Genomic DNA, 12,844 nt, shown 5'->3' on the forward strand with positions numbered 1-12,844 from the left:
ACCGGTCAGAATGCCCGGCGTGTTGCTGTCTTCGTGTCTGGTGGCCAGCAAGAAACAACTGACTGAGGGAGCATGTTGTGTCGGGAGAAGAGCCAGAAGGCTTGCCCGTCACGTCAGGCAGAGTGCCGCCGGTCATCCCGGCCAGCGGCTGAAAGTCGCGTCTCCGCTCCGGCGGAGAGATGCAGGAGTCGAAACGGCATGTCCATTGCGAAGAAGACTGTTGTGCGCCAGGGCTTCAAGACGGGCGAGTTCGTCGTCTATCCGTCCCATGGCGTCGGTCAGATCACGGCGATCGAGGAGCAGGAAGTCGCGGGCTTCAAGCTCGAACTCTTCGTCGTCAGCTTCGCCAAGGACAAGATGACCCTGCGCGTCCCCACCGCCAAGGCGGCGAGCGTCGGCCTGCGCAAGCTCGCCGATGCCGACATCGTCGGCAAGGCGCTCTCGACCCTGACCGGCCGCGCCCGTGTCAAGCGCACCATGTGGTCGCGCCGCGCCCAGGAATACGAAGCCAAGATCAATTCGGGCGATCTCGTCGCCATTGCCGAGGTGGTGCGCGATCTCTATCGCTCCGAAGCCCAGCCCGAGCAGTCCTACTCCGAGCGCCAGCTCTATGAGGCGGCGATCGACCGGATGACCCGCGAGATCGCGGCCGTCGAGGAGATCACCGAGACCGAGGCGCTGAAGAAGATCGAGGGTCAGCTCGCCAAGTCGCCGCGCCGCGCCGGCAAGGGCGAGGCCGCCGAGGCGGCCGATGCCGAGGAAGGCGACGAGGACCTGCAGGAGGAGGCTGCCTGAGGCAGCTTTCCGCTATCGGATAGCAAGAGCCCGGCGGATCGCCCCGCCGGGCTTTTTCGTATCAGGCCGCACCGGTCTCTGCCGCCAGGAAAGCCACGGTCCGCTCCCAGGCGAGCTTGGCGGCCGCGGCATTGTAGCGTTCGGCGCTGGTGTCGTTGAGGAAGGCGTGGTCGACGTCCGGATAGACGATCGCCTGGTAAGTGATGCCGGCCGCCTTCAGCGCCGCCTCATAGGCCGGCAGCCCCTCGACCAGGCGCGTATCGCGAGCGGCGTGCTGGATCAGCAGCCGGGCCTTGATCTGCGGCACCTTGGAAAGATCCGGCGAGCGCCCATAGAAGACGACGCCGGCATTGAGCTCCGGCGCGCTGACGGCGAGATCGTTGACCGCGCCGCCGCCCCAGCAGAAGCCGACCGCCCCGACCTTGCCGGTCGTGTCCGGCCGGGACTTGAGGAAGGCCAGAGCCGCGCGCCCCTGCGCAACGACATCCTCGGGCTTGAGCTGCGCGAACAGGGCACGCGCCGCGTCGGCATCGGCCGGCGTGCCGCCGAGGGGAGTGAGGAAATCGACGCCGAGCGCAGTGAAGCCGGCGAGCGCGGCGCGGCGGGTGACGTCCTCGATATGCGGATTGAGGCCGCGGTTCTCATGGATGACGAGGACACCGCCCCGCTTCGCCTGGGCCTTCGGGGTGACGAGGTAGCCCTTGAGCCTGACTCCGCCGACCGTCTCATCGATGCGCCTGCTCTTGATGCGGGCGTCGTCGGCCGCGACCTGCTGGGCCTGGGCGTAGTTCGGCTCCAGCAAGGCGAGCGCAGCTTCCGCCGCGGCGGCCGAGCCGGCGATGGCGATCAGCCGGTTCATGAAGCTGCGGCGGTCGAGCGGCTTGTGGGTGTATTCGTCGTAGAGTTCGACGATGCGGCGATCGAGCGCCATGGCTGCCTCCCTGTCCTGACGACGGCCGGGAGGCTAGCACAGGGCGCGCCGAAAGCAGCCGGCGCGCTGCGCGCTATTCGCTCACGATCTTGTAACGCTGGCCGGGCGTCAGCTTGGCGTTGCGCTCCAGCCCATTGAGAATCAGGAACTGCTCCAATGGCCGATCGGTCGAGGCCATGCGCTCGGCCAGGCTGGCGGGCGTGTCGCCGGCGCCGGCCGTGACGAGCCGGATCCTCAGGGGGCTGACCGATTGCGCGTCGCTGGCACTGAGATTGCGGAAGCTGTCGAGCAGAGCGCGCATGGCGCGTTCGGGATCGTTCTGGCCCTTGGCGGCGAGGATGAAGCGGTAGACGCGCGGCCCGGCCTGGACCGCCGCGAGGCGGAAGGTCCAGTCGGCGCCCTTGCCGGAGGTCACAGCCGCCGGCAGGCCGCCGACGGTCAGCGACTGCACCTCGGCCGTGGCGACCCCGTCGATCCAGCCCGACGCCACGTAGGATTCCAGCGTCTGGCCGGCCTTCAGCGCGACCGAATCGAAGCGCAGCGCTTGCGAGCCGTCATTGCTGACGCCGACGACCATCTCGCGCGCGGCCTCCAGTTCGAAGCCATCCGGCGCGGTGAAGGCGATACGCAGGGCGCTGTTGAGGTAGCGGCGGCCCCGCACGACGCCATCGGCCGGGTCGTCGCCGAAGGCGACGCCGTCGACCACGGCGAGCCAGCGCGCGGCGTCGCGTTCGCCGAGGCCCGGTGCACCGATCTGACGCGCGCCATTGGTGACGGCAGCGACGCGCTCGGGCGTCGAGGGGTGGCTGGAGAGAATGTCGAGCTTCTTGTCGCCGCCGCCCTGCTGGCCGGCGCGGAAGCTGGTGTTGCGGCCGAGCGAGACCAGGAAGCGGCCGGCGCCATAGGGGTCGTAGCCGGCGCGGGCGATGTTGCGCACGCTGATCTGGTCGGCGGTGAGCTCCTGCTGGCGCGAGAAGCGGGCGAGCGAGAGCTTGGAGCTCTGCTGCACCGCCGCCCCCGTCGTCGGATCGTTCAGCACCTGCGCCACCACCTGGCTGACCAGCGCCGATTCCGCCTCCATCTCGGCGCGCTCGACGGCGTGGCGTGCGGTGACATGCGCGATCTCGTGCGCCATCACCGAGGCGATCTCGGAGGAATCGTTGGCCAGCGCAAGCAGCCCGCGGGTGACGTAGAGCCGCCCGGTCGGCAAAGCGAAGGCGTTGACGATCGGCGAATTCAGGATCGTCACCTCATAGGTGCCGATCTGGCCCTCGCCGGCCTTGGCGAGGCGGGCGATGATCGCTTCCAGCTCGGCCTTGACCTGAGGGGCGCGGTATTCGCCGCCGAAGGCCGCAAGCAGGCGCTGGTGCTCGCGGTCGGTGCCTCGCTGCAGGCTGGCGACGCGGGGCGCCGGCTCGCCGCCCGGCTGGTTGAGCGGTGCCAGGACGGAATTCTGGTCACCGAAGCAGGCCGCCAGCAGCAAGGCCGGCAGCACCGCGGCGACGAGACGCCCCCGGATCGGCTGACGATGTCGCTGAACGTTCCGCATCGGCCCCTAGTCGATCAATTCCAGTGCACTACGCGTCTGCGCCTCGATCAGGAGGCCATCGCGCCCCTCGACCACACCGCTGACGCGCACGCGTTTACCTGTCAGCGCCGACGCGGTCCAGCCGCTGCGCTGCAAGTCACGCCAGAGCGCGCGCGACAGAACGATGCTGCCACCCGCGCCACGCCGCCGTTCGAAGTTGAGATAGGTCCGCTGTGCCCGTTCGCCCACGGCAGCGATACGCCCCTCGACCACGACGATCCGCCCCGCCTGCGCTTTCATTGCGGAGGCATCATGGCCGTCGATGACGGGCAAGGCCACTGCGGCAAAATTGCCCTGGGTTGCGGCTGGCGCGAGGCTGCCGGCCTTGCCTGCGACCGCCGGCCGTGGCTCGGCCTTGCGCCAGAGCTCGTTGCAGGAAGCAAGGCCGGGCTCTGGCAGCCGCCGCGCCGCGCCTGCGGCGAGAAGGGCGGCGCTCAGGTCGGGCTGGCCGGCGAGCGCATCCGTCCCCTCGGCTGCGAGCAATCGGGCCGGCACACGCCCCCAGCGATCGGGGCCGCCGAGCGGTGCCAGCCGGAACTCGCGCCCATGCCAGCGTCCCAGCTGCGCGGCGAAATGCTCGCGCTCGGTCTCGTTCTGCCGTGGCGCCAGTCCGGCCAGCCTGATAGTCCGTCCATCGGCGAGCTGCGGGTCGCCATGCCGGTCGAGGCCGGCGAGGCGGACCTGCTCGGCCGTTTCCCCCGGCGCGCAAGCGTCATCTGCCGCCCGCGCCATCGAGGCGCATGCGGCCATGACAGCGAGTACGCAGATAATCACTGCAAAGGAAGGCTTCACCTGCATCGGCTTTATGCTAAACGCAAGGACGTGCGTCCCGGTAGCTCAGCAGGATAGAGCAACGGTTTCCTAAACCGTAGGTCAGGGGTTCGAATCCCTTCCGGGACGCCAAAATTAGCCTAAATCAACGACTTACAAGGTGGGTCGCCAGGGTGGTTCGCCACCGGGTTAGCCACTGGCCTTCTTGCTGGCATTGTGAAGCAGCGTGACTTTGTCGAGCCCCGCGCGCGCGAGTCGCTCCTGGTTCGCCGATTTTGTGTAGAGCTCGGCGTGCTTCAGGTTTGTGTGACCGAGCGTATCCATGATCTCGCGGGTGGTCGCGCCGCTGTCGGCGAGCATGCCGCCGAGCGTCTTGCGCAGGCCGTGCAGGGTGCAGCCTTCTGGGAGCCCGGCCGACTTCGTCCAGTCGCGCATGCGACCGGTGAGCGACTTCGGGGAGAACGGTTCGCCGTACGCGGTCTTCAGGATTGTCGGGCCCGAAAGATCGGTTTGTGCGAGAGCTTCCTGCAGCATCGGCGTGATCGACAGCCGCAGATCCCGGCCGGTCTTCACCTGGGTCAGAACGATTCGGTCGCCCCGGATCGCCGAAACCGGGAGCGCGGCGACGTCGCTGCGCCGGTTCCCCAGCCAGAGCGCTAGAGCGTAGACGAGCCGTGGCGTCGTCCCGAGGGGCCAGCGCTCCTCGAACTTGGCCCGCTCTGCGTCCGTCCAGGCGCGCCACCCCTTGGTCTCCGGCCGGTATCTGAGCCGGTAGCTCGGATCGGTATCGATCCATTCCTCGTCGAGGCCGGCGAGAATCATCTTCCGGATGACGACCAGGAGATGCCGCGCCGCGTGCGGCTTGTCGCTGCGATCGGCCAGTAGCGCCTTCAGATGCCGGCGACGCAGATCCGCGATCGGCACCTCTCCCCAAGTCGTCTTGCTGCTCTCGGCGATCTTCGAATCGAGGAAAGCCTCGGCGATCGCCGTCTGCTTCTCACGGGTGACGGTGTCGAGCTGCTTCCACTCGAAGCTGCTGGTGACGACTGTGCGCCACGCCGCCCGCATCGAGCGCGGCGCAGCAGCTGTCGGCAATGGCCGGACGTCCGCCTTGCGCGGCGCACGGCCTTCGACAGCGGCGCGATAGGCTTCCTCGAACTGCGGATGACCGGGCTGATGCGGCAACGCGACCGTCTTGCCGGCGCGCCGGAAGCGCCAGCGCTCGCGGCCGTGGCGATCGGTATAGGGGCTGGCGTTCGGGTGCTCGGTGGTCATGAGCGGAGACGCTAGCCGCCTCGGCCGCCCTTCTGCAAGGCGGCGTCGATCGCATTCTCGCTGACATGCGCGAGATCGCTGAACGCCATATCAAGCTCGACGCGATCCCAGACGAGGCGGCTGTCGATCTTTCGAGCCCGAGGCATGCGACGGCTGGCGACCAGTTCGTCAAATTTCGTAGTGCCGACGCCGACATAATAGGCGGCCTCCTCGCGGCACAGGCCACGAGGAACCCAAGCGACGGAATCGAGGCGGCCGGAGGCGCGTGGCATCAGCTGCGGGCCCCTTCCTCTTCAATAAAACGGATCGCGCGCTTGGCGGCCCATTTCATCTTGCCGCAGCTATCCGCGGCGGCGTTGTCGCGGCAGCTGCAACCGCTGTAGTGGATCGCGGCGCATATCTCGCGCGCCAGCTGTTCCTCGCGCTCAAGGACCCGCTCGGCGCTCTTGCGCGCCGCGATACGCCGTTGACGCGCTCGTCGCCAGGCTGTCACGCCGTCGTCTCCGGATCTTCGTCAAGGAACGGCGCAAGACTGCCGCCCGCGAGAATGCGGGTGAGAAGACGTGCAGCAAGGTCATGCGGGGAAACGCCCCGACTTTCCGCTTCCTGCCGGAGCTTCGTTGCGGTCTCGGGTGAGAGGTAGAGAGCTACCCTCGGAGCATCGCGGCGCTTCCCGCCTAAGCCGTGCTGTCGCTTGTATCGTTGGGCCGCCCCCCGAATCGAGTCTGGGTTCAGTTCCGGGTGCAGCGCCCGAATGGCGCCCTCGCTCAAGCCACGCTGCAGCAAGGGCTCGACCACGGCTTTTACACGCAGCTTCATGCGCCAGTCTCCATCAACGGCGACAGTTTAGCAGATGGATGATCCCGCCCTCGGGTGTGCGCCGGCAGGGCCAGATCGGGTCGCTCAGCCAGACGATGCTGAAGGCGACGCCGAAGACGGCGAGCGCGAGCAGGGTCCAGCCGGCGCGGATGGCGCGCCGCCGGAAGGCCTCGAGCGGGCAGCCTTCGCCGCCCGGGAAGGGATCGAGCGGCCGGCTCATGCCGCGGCCCTGGGCAGGCGCAGCTTGCGGCCGAGGAAGGCCTCGACCTCGTCTGCGAGGAGCCGCCAGCGGTGCTGCCCGCGGTTCAGCTGCGATCGCTGCATGCTGACGAAGGCCTCCTGCAGGTCGAAGTCGTCGAGCGCGTCGATCAGGCCCGGGTGGTCGCGCAGGTCCTGCCTGCCCTCGAACAGCCCGCAATAGGCCGAGACGACGTTGGCGCGGACCAGGCCGACGTTGCCGTCGCCGACCTGGATGATGGCTTCGAGGGCGCGCTGCAGCGTGCCCTCGCTATAGCTCTCCATCATCTTGTAGAGCGTCGCCGCGGCGAAGGTGTCGCCGCGTTTCAGCTCCGACTGCGCGCGCGGCGTGACGATCCTGCAGCCGGCCTCATCGCAGACCGCCTGTAGCTGCACCGCCTTGTGTTCGCCGGCGACGACTCGCGACTTGTGCAGCACGGCGCCGGTCACTGCGAGCTGCTGCGTGTTGATCTCGGCGAAGGCCTCGGCCTGCTCGGCCGTGTCGACGATCACCACCATGCAGGGCACGCTCTTGATGCCGCGCAGCCTGGCGGCATGGCCGCGGTGCTGGCCGTCGATCACCGCATAGAGCCCGCCCTCGATGGGAGCGACGATCAGTGGCGCGAAGCGCGACCAGCGGAAGCGCTCGGCGATGCGGCGGACCTGCATCTTGCCGCGCTGGCTGATCGGCCGCTGATAGCGGTCGTCGATGCGCAGCGATGCGACCTCGATCCACTGGACCTGTGGCGCCGGCCCGGGTTGGCCGGCCCAGCTGACGCCGGCGAAGTCGCTGACGTCGATCTCGCGAAGCGCTTCCATCAGGCGGCCTCCTCGACGCTCGAGTCGGGATCGCCATGCTGCAGGGCCAGCTCGATCAGCTGCATCTTGGTCGAGCCGAAGGGAATCGAGACGCCGCGCTCCTTCAGCAGCTCGCGCAGCTCCGGCGCTTTCATCGCGACCAGTCTGGTGCGTTCCTGGCCGAGCCAGATCTGCAGGGCGGCCTCGGCCGCGGTCGCCGGCGTCTCGGGCTCGGCCGGCTCCTCGTCGCCGCCGGCATCTTCCTCCTGATCGTCGCCTTCCGGCTCCTCGGCCGACAGCACGGCGTCGAAGATGCCGCCGCGCAGGATCTCGGGCAGCCAGTGCCGCTCAGTGGCGAGGCGGGTGGCGACGGCGCCGAGGTCGGCCTTTTTCAGCTTGGCGTGCTTGCCGGGATCGTCGCCGCAGTCGCGGATCGCGGTGATCGCCTCCTGCTTCGGCGCCTTGCTGAAATACTCGGCCGGGTCGAAGGCCTGGACCAGGGCGGCGCGATGATCGACGGCCGGAAGCGCGGCGCGGACCGCCTGGGCGGCCTCCGGCGTGAGCGCGTCCATGTTGTAGCCGTTCATCGCCTTGCTGGTGAAATCCAGCATGTGCGCCACGCACTTCGCGGTATGGACCTGCAGCTCGTCGATCGAGAGGAGCTGTGTCCGTTTGAAGACGTCGACGAAAGTCGTGGTCTTCTTGGACTCGTAGCTGCGGCCCTCCCACGGCAGGCCGGGGCCCTCGCTGCGTCCCTCGGAGCGGAACCGGACGGGGCTGCCAAGCGTGGCGGCCGACGCCACGAAGAGCGCCAGCGCGAGGCGGGGCTGGGCTGCAACGACATGCGCAGCAGCGCGGGTCGCGGTGAGCGCCAGTTCGTCCATCTGCGCGGCGGACAGGCGGGCAGGCTCCGGCGCTTCCTCGCCGGCCGGCGACGGCTTCGGCGCAGGCGTCGAGAGGGCGGTCGGCTTCGGCTCCGGCCTCGGCTTTTGATCCTTCATGAAGCCGCGGGCGATGGTGACCTTGCCCTCGCGATCGATGTCGAGCACGGCGACGGCCTTGGCGCGCTTCTCTGCCGACAGGGTCAACCAGGCCTGGCTTTCCGTAAGCTGTTCGAGCTCGGCCTCGAGCCGGTCGTACTCGTCGTCGAGCGCGTCATGCTCTTTCGAGAGGGCGTCGACGAGCCCATCAGTTTCGTCTGCACCCTCGGGCCCGTCCGGTTCGGCGCCGATGACGCCGGTATCGTTGATCTCATCGAGCCGTGTTGTAATTGCCTGCTGCCGCTGCTCGATCTCGATCACGCGCGCCGGCTTGGCGTCGTCCGGCAGAGCTGGCTTGATCATGCGATGCCAGCGATACTTGTCCGCGGCTGCCTCGCCGAAGAGGACTTCGCCCCAGCCCTCAACCTCGCGCAGGTCCTCGGCCTTCGCCTGCAAGAGTTGATCGGCGAGGAAGGTGAGAAGCTTCCCGTCGGCGAAGTCTGGCTCTTCGGCGAAGAGGTCGGGCACGAAGGTGCCGCCGGCGTTGCGATAGGCCTCGACGCCGACGAAGCGAGCCAGGCCGCTTGACGCGGGCACAGTCTCCTTTGTGAAGGATCGGCGGATATGCCCTTCCTGCAGCTCATCCGGATAGGTGACCTTGAACAGGTAAGCCGCCTGATCCGCCGGCGAGGCGATCGTGAATGCCCGCGCCGCATTGCCGTTGATGCGGCCCTCCAGCCACGCCAGCCGCACGTCTGCATGCAGCCGGCCGAGCGCGAGACGCTGCTCGACAGCGCGAAGCGGGATGCCGAAATGATCGGCGACCGCCTGCTTGTCCTTGCCCTTGTCGATCAGGGCAGCGAAGGCTTCGAACTCGGCAACCGGATGCAGCTGGCGGCGCAGGATGTTGGCGGCCAGCGAGATCTCGAACGCGTCGGCGTCGGCTTCCTGGTCGCGCAGCATGACCGGGACCTTCTCGCGCAGCTTGCCCTCGTCGAAGAGCTGCTTCAGCGCCTTCAGGCGGCGGTTGCCGTCGATGATCTCGACGGTCTCGTCTTCGCGCGTGCGGCCGACGAGCGGCTGCAGCAGGCCATGGGCGGCGATCGAGCCGAGGAGGTCGCTGACATCCTCGTCGCCCGGGCGAACATTGACGGCCTCGCCGGCGACAAGGTCGTGCGGCCAGAACTGCTGAAACTCCTGCGTCATGATGACGGGCTTCCTTCCTGGTTGAAGAGGTCGGCCGCGGCGCAGCCGTAGACGGTGACCTCGAGCGAGGCCGGATCGGGAAAGGCGAAGGCCGGATCGGGTGGATCGGGCGGCTGGCAGGCCTCGCGCAGGACGCGCCAGAGGCGGTTCGCCAGCTCCTGGTCCGAAACGTGAGCCGGCACGGCGATCGCGACGATCGCGGTGCGGGGCGTATTCACTCGACCGCCTCGCGCAGGCGGCTGGCGATCAGCGAGGTCTGGTCGGCGACGCGCTCGGCGTGGACCCGGGCGCTCCATTGGTCGAAGCGCAGAATCCACTGCTCCGACGCCACCGCCGGCTTCTGCACCTTGATGCGGTGGCGCAGGTTCAGCGGCTGCAGGCGCTCAATGCCGTCATCCCAAGGCCGCGGCGGGTGTGCGAGCAGGTGATCGCGCTCGGTCCGAAGCATGCGCCGGTCCATGACGTGCACGAGCTCGCGCACGTGCCGCGGCAGCGGCCAGGGCAGGCCGGCCAGCGCATGAACATAGCGATCGATCGGCTCGGCCAAACGCCGCTTGATCTCGCGGATCGAGATGCGTGGCACCAGGCCGGCGCCGGCGGCTTCCCGCATGGCGTCGAGCTCGACCTGCATCGCCTCGACCACCGGCTCGGTCCAGTCGCCGAGCGGGCCTTCGTGCGCCTCGTGCAGCAGGAAGGCGAGCGCGAGGCCGTAGTCGTTGTGCTGCGCCAGCAGAAGGTCGGCGCCGATGGTGCAGTGCTGCGCCACCGGATAGAGCACGCCGGTCGGCATCTGATTGGCGAAGCGCCCGGTGTTGCCGAGCGGAATCGCGATATCGCGCCGGATGTCGAGCATGCCGGGCTCGATCGCACGGCCGAGCGGCAAGGCCCGGCCGGTCGCGGTCTGGGCCCAGGGCGCCGCTCGGGCGGGCTCGGTATCGCCGGGCTTCATGACGCATCTCCCACGCGTTCGCGCCGGCGCCGGAACAGGCGATTGGCCTCGGCCTCGATCGCGTCGACCTGGGCGAGGTCGGCATGATCGAAGCCGGTGTCGCCGTTGACCCGCTTGGCGCGGTACATGGCGTCGAAAAGGATGGTGCGCGTGGTGCGCTGTGTCGCTTCCTCCTCGCTCGCCCTTTGCCGTGCCGTCTCGGCCTGCGCCTCCGCATCGTTGTCGGATGCCTCGGAAGCGCGCTGAAGGGCGCCTGACAGGCCGCGGCTGTCAGGCTGCTCGCGCGGCACGATGCCGCCGGTCTCGCGGGTGCGGATCACCGGCCGCCTCCCTGCGCAATCGCGGCCGGCATAGGCGGCTTGCCGGAGAGGCGCGCCTCGGCCGCGAGCAGGGTCGAAAGCGACAGGCTGCGCAGGCTGGCCGAGTCGACCGTGCCCGGCTCGCCAATGGCCTTGATCATGCTCGGCGAGCGCATGCCGCCCTCGGCCTGGATCAGCGCCGCCTGTGCATTCATCCAGCCGGCGCGAGCCGCGATGGCGAGCGGCGAGAGCGCGACGTTGTCGCTGCTGCTCGCCTGCCGGAGCTGGGTCCTGAGCCAGTCCATCTCGATCGCGACCCGCTCCAGGCGGCGGATCGCGGCAGTGCGCCGATCATAATCGGCGGGGCTGAGGGCGAAGGCGTCCATCTAGGCCACCTCCGCAATGTCGTCCTGGGCGTCGCGGCGATCTGCGACGCGGCGGGCCAGTAGCTTCGCCGCCTCAGGGCCGAGCACGCTGCAGGTGTCTTCGGGATAGCCGGCGCGCTTCAGGTCGTAGATCTCGGCGAAGCCGCGCTGCACGCGGGCTTCGTCCATGATCTCGACCATGTCGGCGACGATGACCTCGCGGACCTCGCCGGTCGGCGTGTCCAGCGGCATGCACTTGCGGGCAGCCAGGGCCGTGCCCGGGCAGGCAAGGCGGGTTCTCAGCAGCGCGGCGTTGAGCGGCTCGATCGGCGTCGGCCGGCCGGGCTGGGGACGTTCGTGACGCATGACGCGCCCTCCATCGTGGTTGCGATGGAGGGCAGCATTTCTACAAAATAGAAATATGTCAACTAGCTCGCGAGCGATAATGGGTATTGTCAGATCGTGTCAGCAGGCCGATTCGCGGCGAATTGACTCACCGACGACCGTGAACACAATGAGAACCAAATAACGGAGGCGACCATGAGTATCGCGTTTAAGGTCTACGTCCACTGCGCCAACTGCCAGAAGAATTACGGCACGCGGCTGGAGCCGCCCGAGGCGGAGGATGCGCCGCAGGACATCGATGAGCTGCTCGAAAGCAATTTCCTGCGCGAGCAGAAGTTCTTCTGCCGGGAGTGCGAGTCGCCGATCGGCATCATCACCGACATCAAGGAACTGCGAAACGAGCAGCTCGTCGATGTCAGAAGACTGGAACCCTGTTCTTGATCTCACGTACGAGTGCCAGGATCTTCACCTGGCGCCCGTCGTCGGCGCGCAGATCCCGCGGCACGATGATCGGCTTGTGCCGCGGGTTGCTGGAGCGAGGATGAAAGACGATGTGCTCATCCTGCAGCTCAATCTGCTTAATCGACCATTCGCGCAGATGGCCAGCATCGCGCTCCTGCTGCACGACGACGACCATGTTGTCGCGTAACGGGATGCCGATATCGTCGTAGTTGACGCCGATTACCTTCGAGCCCGGCAGGATGGGGGACGGCTCAAGCCGGTTCATCGAGTCGCCAATGACATCGAAGGCGGTCCGGCGCGCCCGCGGAAACTCAGGATCGGCCGGCTCGTAAAAGACCTCGGGCTCGCTCTGGTCGAACTCGTCGATCGGGATGAAGGCGCCCGCCTGGACCGGCCCCACAGTGGTGACTGGCAAGAGCCGGCTCTCGCGGATCTCCTCGACTTCCTGCTTCAACCTGAAGTCCATGCCCGGAATTGCGGGCGGCGGCTCCTCCAAATAGGCGGCGATTATCGGCAGCTCGTGTGTCTTGATATCGCGATCGCCCTTAAGCAGCTTGGTGACGGCCGAGGGAAATCGGCCCATGGCTGCGGCGAGGTCTTTCTTGGACTTTCCGGGCTTCTTGAGCCCCTGGTCAATCCATCTGATCAGTTCGTCGTTCATGCCGCATTTTCTGTTTTTCAGAACTGGCTGGCCACGAACAAAGTGGGTAATGGCGCTTGACAGTGAATTGCGAAAAATAGAAATTGCGCCGCTATGGAACCGGCGACGACAATCATCCTCCGCCTCGGCGGCGAACGAAAAGTCAGCGAGATCACTGGGCGGGCGTATACCGCGCCTTATCGCTGGCAGCAGCCCGTCGAAAAGGGCGGCACCGGGGGGTTGATCCCGCAGCGGCTGCATCAGCGGCTGCTCGACTATGCCCGCGCGAACGGGATTCCGCTCGTACCCGCCGACTTCCTGCCCGTCCATCAGCCTAGCCCAGAGGCTCCCCAGCCAGAGGCCACGCCGGCCTCGGTGGCTCCT

Annotated in this window: 18 protein-coding genes and 1 tRNA gene; 3 read left to right on the forward strand and 16 right to left on the reverse strand. The window is 67.8% G+C overall.

The window, feature by feature from the left end; genetic code table 11:
- Positions 1–198 precede the first annotated feature (198 nt).
- Positions 199–795, forward strand: a complete 597-nt coding sequence (locus CXY91_RS17950) for a CarD family transcriptional regulator (RefSeq protein ID WP_100962591.1) — start codon at positions 199–201, stop codon at positions 793–795.
- Between the two features lie 61 nt (positions 796–856).
- Here CXY91_RS17950 and CXY91_RS17955 read toward each other — a convergent pair whose 3' ends face one another.
- The 3 genes from CXY91_RS17955 to CXY91_RS17965 form a co-directional block, all read right to left on the reverse strand.
- Entirely contained in the window at positions 857–1,726 is an 870-nt protein-coding gene (locus CXY91_RS17955; protein WP_100962592.1) for a dienelactone hydrolase family protein, read from the reverse strand.
- A 73-nt stretch (positions 1,727–1,799) separates the two neighbouring features.
- Entirely contained in the window at positions 1,800–3,275 is a 1,476-nt protein-coding gene (locus tag CXY91_RS17960) for a M48 family metalloprotease (protein WP_100962593.1), read from the reverse strand.
- A gap of 6 nt (positions 3,276–3,281) precedes the next feature.
- Positions 3,282–4,112, reverse strand: coding sequence for a hypothetical protein (locus CXY91_RS17965; RefSeq protein ID WP_100962594.1), 831 nt, complete (start codon positions 4,110–4,112; stop codon positions 3,282–3,284).
- A gap of 28 nt (positions 4,113–4,140) precedes the next feature.
- Here CXY91_RS17965 and CXY91_RS17970 point away from each other — a divergent pair.
- Positions 4,141–4,217 (forward strand) — tRNA-Arg (locus CXY91_RS17970).
- 57 nt (positions 4,218–4,274) lie between these two features.
- On the opposite strand, the gene CXY91_RS17975 is transcribed toward CXY91_RS17970, so the two are convergent.
- The 12 genes from CXY91_RS17975 to CXY91_RS18030 are packed head-to-tail and all read right to left on the reverse strand — an operon-like array spanning position 4,275 to position 11,379.
- Positions 4,275–5,360, reverse strand: coding sequence for a tyrosine-type recombinase/integrase (locus CXY91_RS17975; RefSeq protein WP_100962595.1), 1,086 nt, complete (start codon positions 5,358–5,360; stop codon positions 4,275–4,277).
- A gap of 11 nt (positions 5,361–5,371) precedes the next feature.
- Positions 5,372–5,632: a hypothetical protein gene (locus CXY91_RS17980; protein WP_100962596.1), complete on the reverse strand. Its 261-nt coding sequence runs from the start codon at positions 5,630–5,632 to the stop codon at positions 5,372–5,374.
- Positions 5,632–5,853 (reverse strand): hypothetical protein, encoded by a 222-nt coding sequence (locus CXY91_RS17985; RefSeq protein WP_100962597.1) that lies wholly within the window; start codon positions 5,851–5,853, stop codon positions 5,632–5,634. The genes CXY91_RS17980 and CXY91_RS17985 overlap by 1 nt, the downstream gene beginning before the upstream one ends.
- Positions 5,850–6,179, reverse strand: coding sequence for a hypothetical protein (locus tag CXY91_RS17990; protein WP_100962598.1), 330 nt, complete (start codon positions 6,177–6,179; stop codon positions 5,850–5,852). Before CXY91_RS17990 ends, CXY91_RS17985 begins: the two co-directional genes overlap by 4 nt.
- A 13-nt stretch (positions 6,180–6,192) precedes the next feature.
- Positions 6,193–6,399, reverse strand: coding sequence for a hypothetical protein (locus tag CXY91_RS17995; protein ID WP_100962599.1), 207 nt, complete (start codon positions 6,397–6,399; stop codon positions 6,193–6,195).
- A complete protein-coding gene (locus tag CXY91_RS18000) occupies positions 6,396–7,235 on the reverse strand; it encodes a DUF6551 family protein (RefSeq protein WP_100962600.1) in 840 nt (279 codons plus the stop codon). Before CXY91_RS18000 ends, CXY91_RS17995 begins: the two co-directional genes overlap by 4 nt.
- Entirely contained in the window at positions 7,235–9,400 is a 2,166-nt protein-coding gene (locus CXY91_RS18005) for a ParB/RepB/Spo0J family partition protein (protein WP_100962601.1), read from the reverse strand. The genes CXY91_RS18000 and CXY91_RS18005 overlap by 1 nt, the downstream gene beginning before the upstream one ends.
- Positions 9,397–9,618: a hypothetical protein gene (locus tag CXY91_RS18010; protein WP_100962602.1), complete on the reverse strand. Its 222-nt coding sequence runs from the start codon at positions 9,616–9,618 to the stop codon at positions 9,397–9,399. The genes CXY91_RS18005 and CXY91_RS18010 overlap by 4 nt, the downstream gene beginning before the upstream one ends.
- Positions 9,615–10,349 (reverse strand): hypothetical protein, encoded by a 735-nt coding sequence (locus tag CXY91_RS18015; RefSeq protein WP_100962603.1) that lies wholly within the window; start codon positions 10,347–10,349, stop codon positions 9,615–9,617. Before CXY91_RS18015 ends, CXY91_RS18010 begins: the two co-directional genes overlap by 4 nt.
- Complete coding sequence (locus CXY91_RS18020; protein ID WP_100962604.1) at positions 10,346–10,669, reverse strand: hypothetical protein; 324 nt, start codon at positions 10,667–10,669, stop codon at positions 10,346–10,348. Before CXY91_RS18020 ends, CXY91_RS18015 begins: the two co-directional genes overlap by 4 nt.
- Entirely contained in the window at positions 10,666–11,034 is a 369-nt protein-coding gene (locus CXY91_RS18025; protein WP_100962605.1) for a hypothetical protein, read from the reverse strand. Before CXY91_RS18025 ends, CXY91_RS18020 begins: the two co-directional genes overlap by 4 nt.
- Positions 11,035–11,379: a hypothetical protein gene (locus CXY91_RS18030; RefSeq protein ID WP_100962606.1), complete on the reverse strand. Its 345-nt coding sequence runs from the start codon at positions 11,377–11,379 to the stop codon at positions 11,035–11,037.
- 174 nt (positions 11,380–11,553) lie between these two features.
- On the opposite strand from CXY91_RS18030, the gene CXY91_RS18035 reads away from it, so the two are divergent.
- A complete protein-coding gene (locus tag CXY91_RS18035; protein WP_100962607.1) occupies positions 11,554–11,799 on the forward strand; it encodes a hypothetical protein in 246 nt (81 codons plus the stop codon).
- Here CXY91_RS18035 and CXY91_RS18040 read toward each other — a convergent pair.
- Positions 11,774–12,790, reverse strand: a complete 1,017-nt coding sequence (locus tag CXY91_RS18040) for a LexA family protein (RefSeq protein WP_248307541.1) — start codon at positions 12,788–12,790, stop codon at positions 11,774–11,776. The two genes, CXY91_RS18035 and CXY91_RS18040, sit on opposite strands and share 26 nt — an antisense overlap.
- Positions 12,791–12,844: the final 54 nt, after the last annotated feature.

It is taken from the genome of Allobosea sp. FBZP-16 (assembly GCF_002831785.1).
In the GTDB taxonomy this organism is placed as follows: domain Bacteria; phylum Pseudomonadota; class Alphaproteobacteria; order Rhizobiales; family Beijerinckiaceae; genus Allobosea; species Allobosea lupini.

What these genes read in the sequence shown, in the direction of transcription:
- CXY91_RS18040 (WP_248307541.1), bottom strand. Translation starts at nt 12,790, where the DNA reads ATGGACGGGCAGGAAGTCGGCGGGTACGAGCGGAATCCCGTTCGCGCG.
- CXY91_RS18000 (WP_100962600.1), bottom strand. Translation starts at nt 7,235, where the DNA reads ATGGAAGCGCTTCGCGAGATCGACGTCAGCGACTTCGCCGGCGTCAGC.
- CXY91_RS18025 (WP_100962605.1), bottom strand. Translation starts at nt 11,034, where the DNA reads ATGGACGCCTTCGCCCTCAGCCCCGCCGATTATGATCGGCGCACTGCC.
- CXY91_RS17995 (WP_100962599.1), bottom strand. Translation starts at nt 6,399, where the DNA reads ATGAGCCGGCCGCTCGATCCCTTCCCGGGCGGCGAAGGCTGCCCGCTC.
- CXY91_RS18015 (WP_100962603.1), bottom strand. Translation starts at nt 10,349, where the DNA reads ATGAAGCCCGGCGATACCGAGCCCGCCCGAGCGGCGCCCTGGGCCCAG.
- CXY91_RS18035 (WP_100962607.1), top strand. Translation starts at nt 11,554, where the DNA reads ATGAGTATCGCGTTTAAGGTCTACGTCCACTGCGCCAACTGCCAGAAG.
- CXY91_RS17975 (WP_100962595.1), bottom strand. Translation starts at nt 5,360, where the DNA reads ATGACCACCGAGCACCCGAACGCCAGCCCCTATACCGATCGCCACGGC.
- CXY91_RS18030 (WP_100962606.1), bottom strand. Translation starts at nt 11,379, where the DNA reads ATGCGTCACGAACGTCCCCAGCCCGGCCGGCCGACGCCGATCGAGCCG.
- CXY91_RS17960 (WP_100962593.1), bottom strand. Translation starts at nt 3,275, where the DNA reads ATGCGGAACGTTCAGCGACATCGTCAGCCGATCCGGGGGCGTCTCGTC.
- CXY91_RS17950 (WP_100962591.1), top strand. Translation starts at nt 199, where the DNA reads ATGTCCATTGCGAAGAAGACTGTTGTGCGCCAGGGCTTCAAGACGGGC.
- CXY91_RS17980 (WP_100962596.1), bottom strand. Translation starts at nt 5,632, where the DNA reads ATGCCACGCGCCTCCGGCCGCCTCGATTCCGTCGCTTGGGTTCCTCGT.
- CXY91_RS18005 (WP_100962601.1), bottom strand. Translation starts at nt 9,400, where the DNA reads ATGACGCAGGAGTTTCAGCAGTTCTGGCCGCACGACCTTGTCGCCGGC.
- CXY91_RS17990 (WP_100962598.1), bottom strand. Translation starts at nt 6,179, where the DNA reads ATGAAGCTGCGTGTAAAAGCCGTGGTCGAGCCCTTGCTGCAGCGTGGC.
- CXY91_RS17955 (WP_100962592.1), bottom strand. Translation starts at nt 1,726, where the DNA reads ATGGCGCTCGATCGCCGCATCGTCGAACTCTACGACGAATACACCCAC.
- CXY91_RS17965 (WP_100962594.1), bottom strand. Translation starts at nt 4,112, where the DNA reads ATGCAGGTGAAGCCTTCCTTTGCAGTGATTATCTGCGTACTCGCTGTC.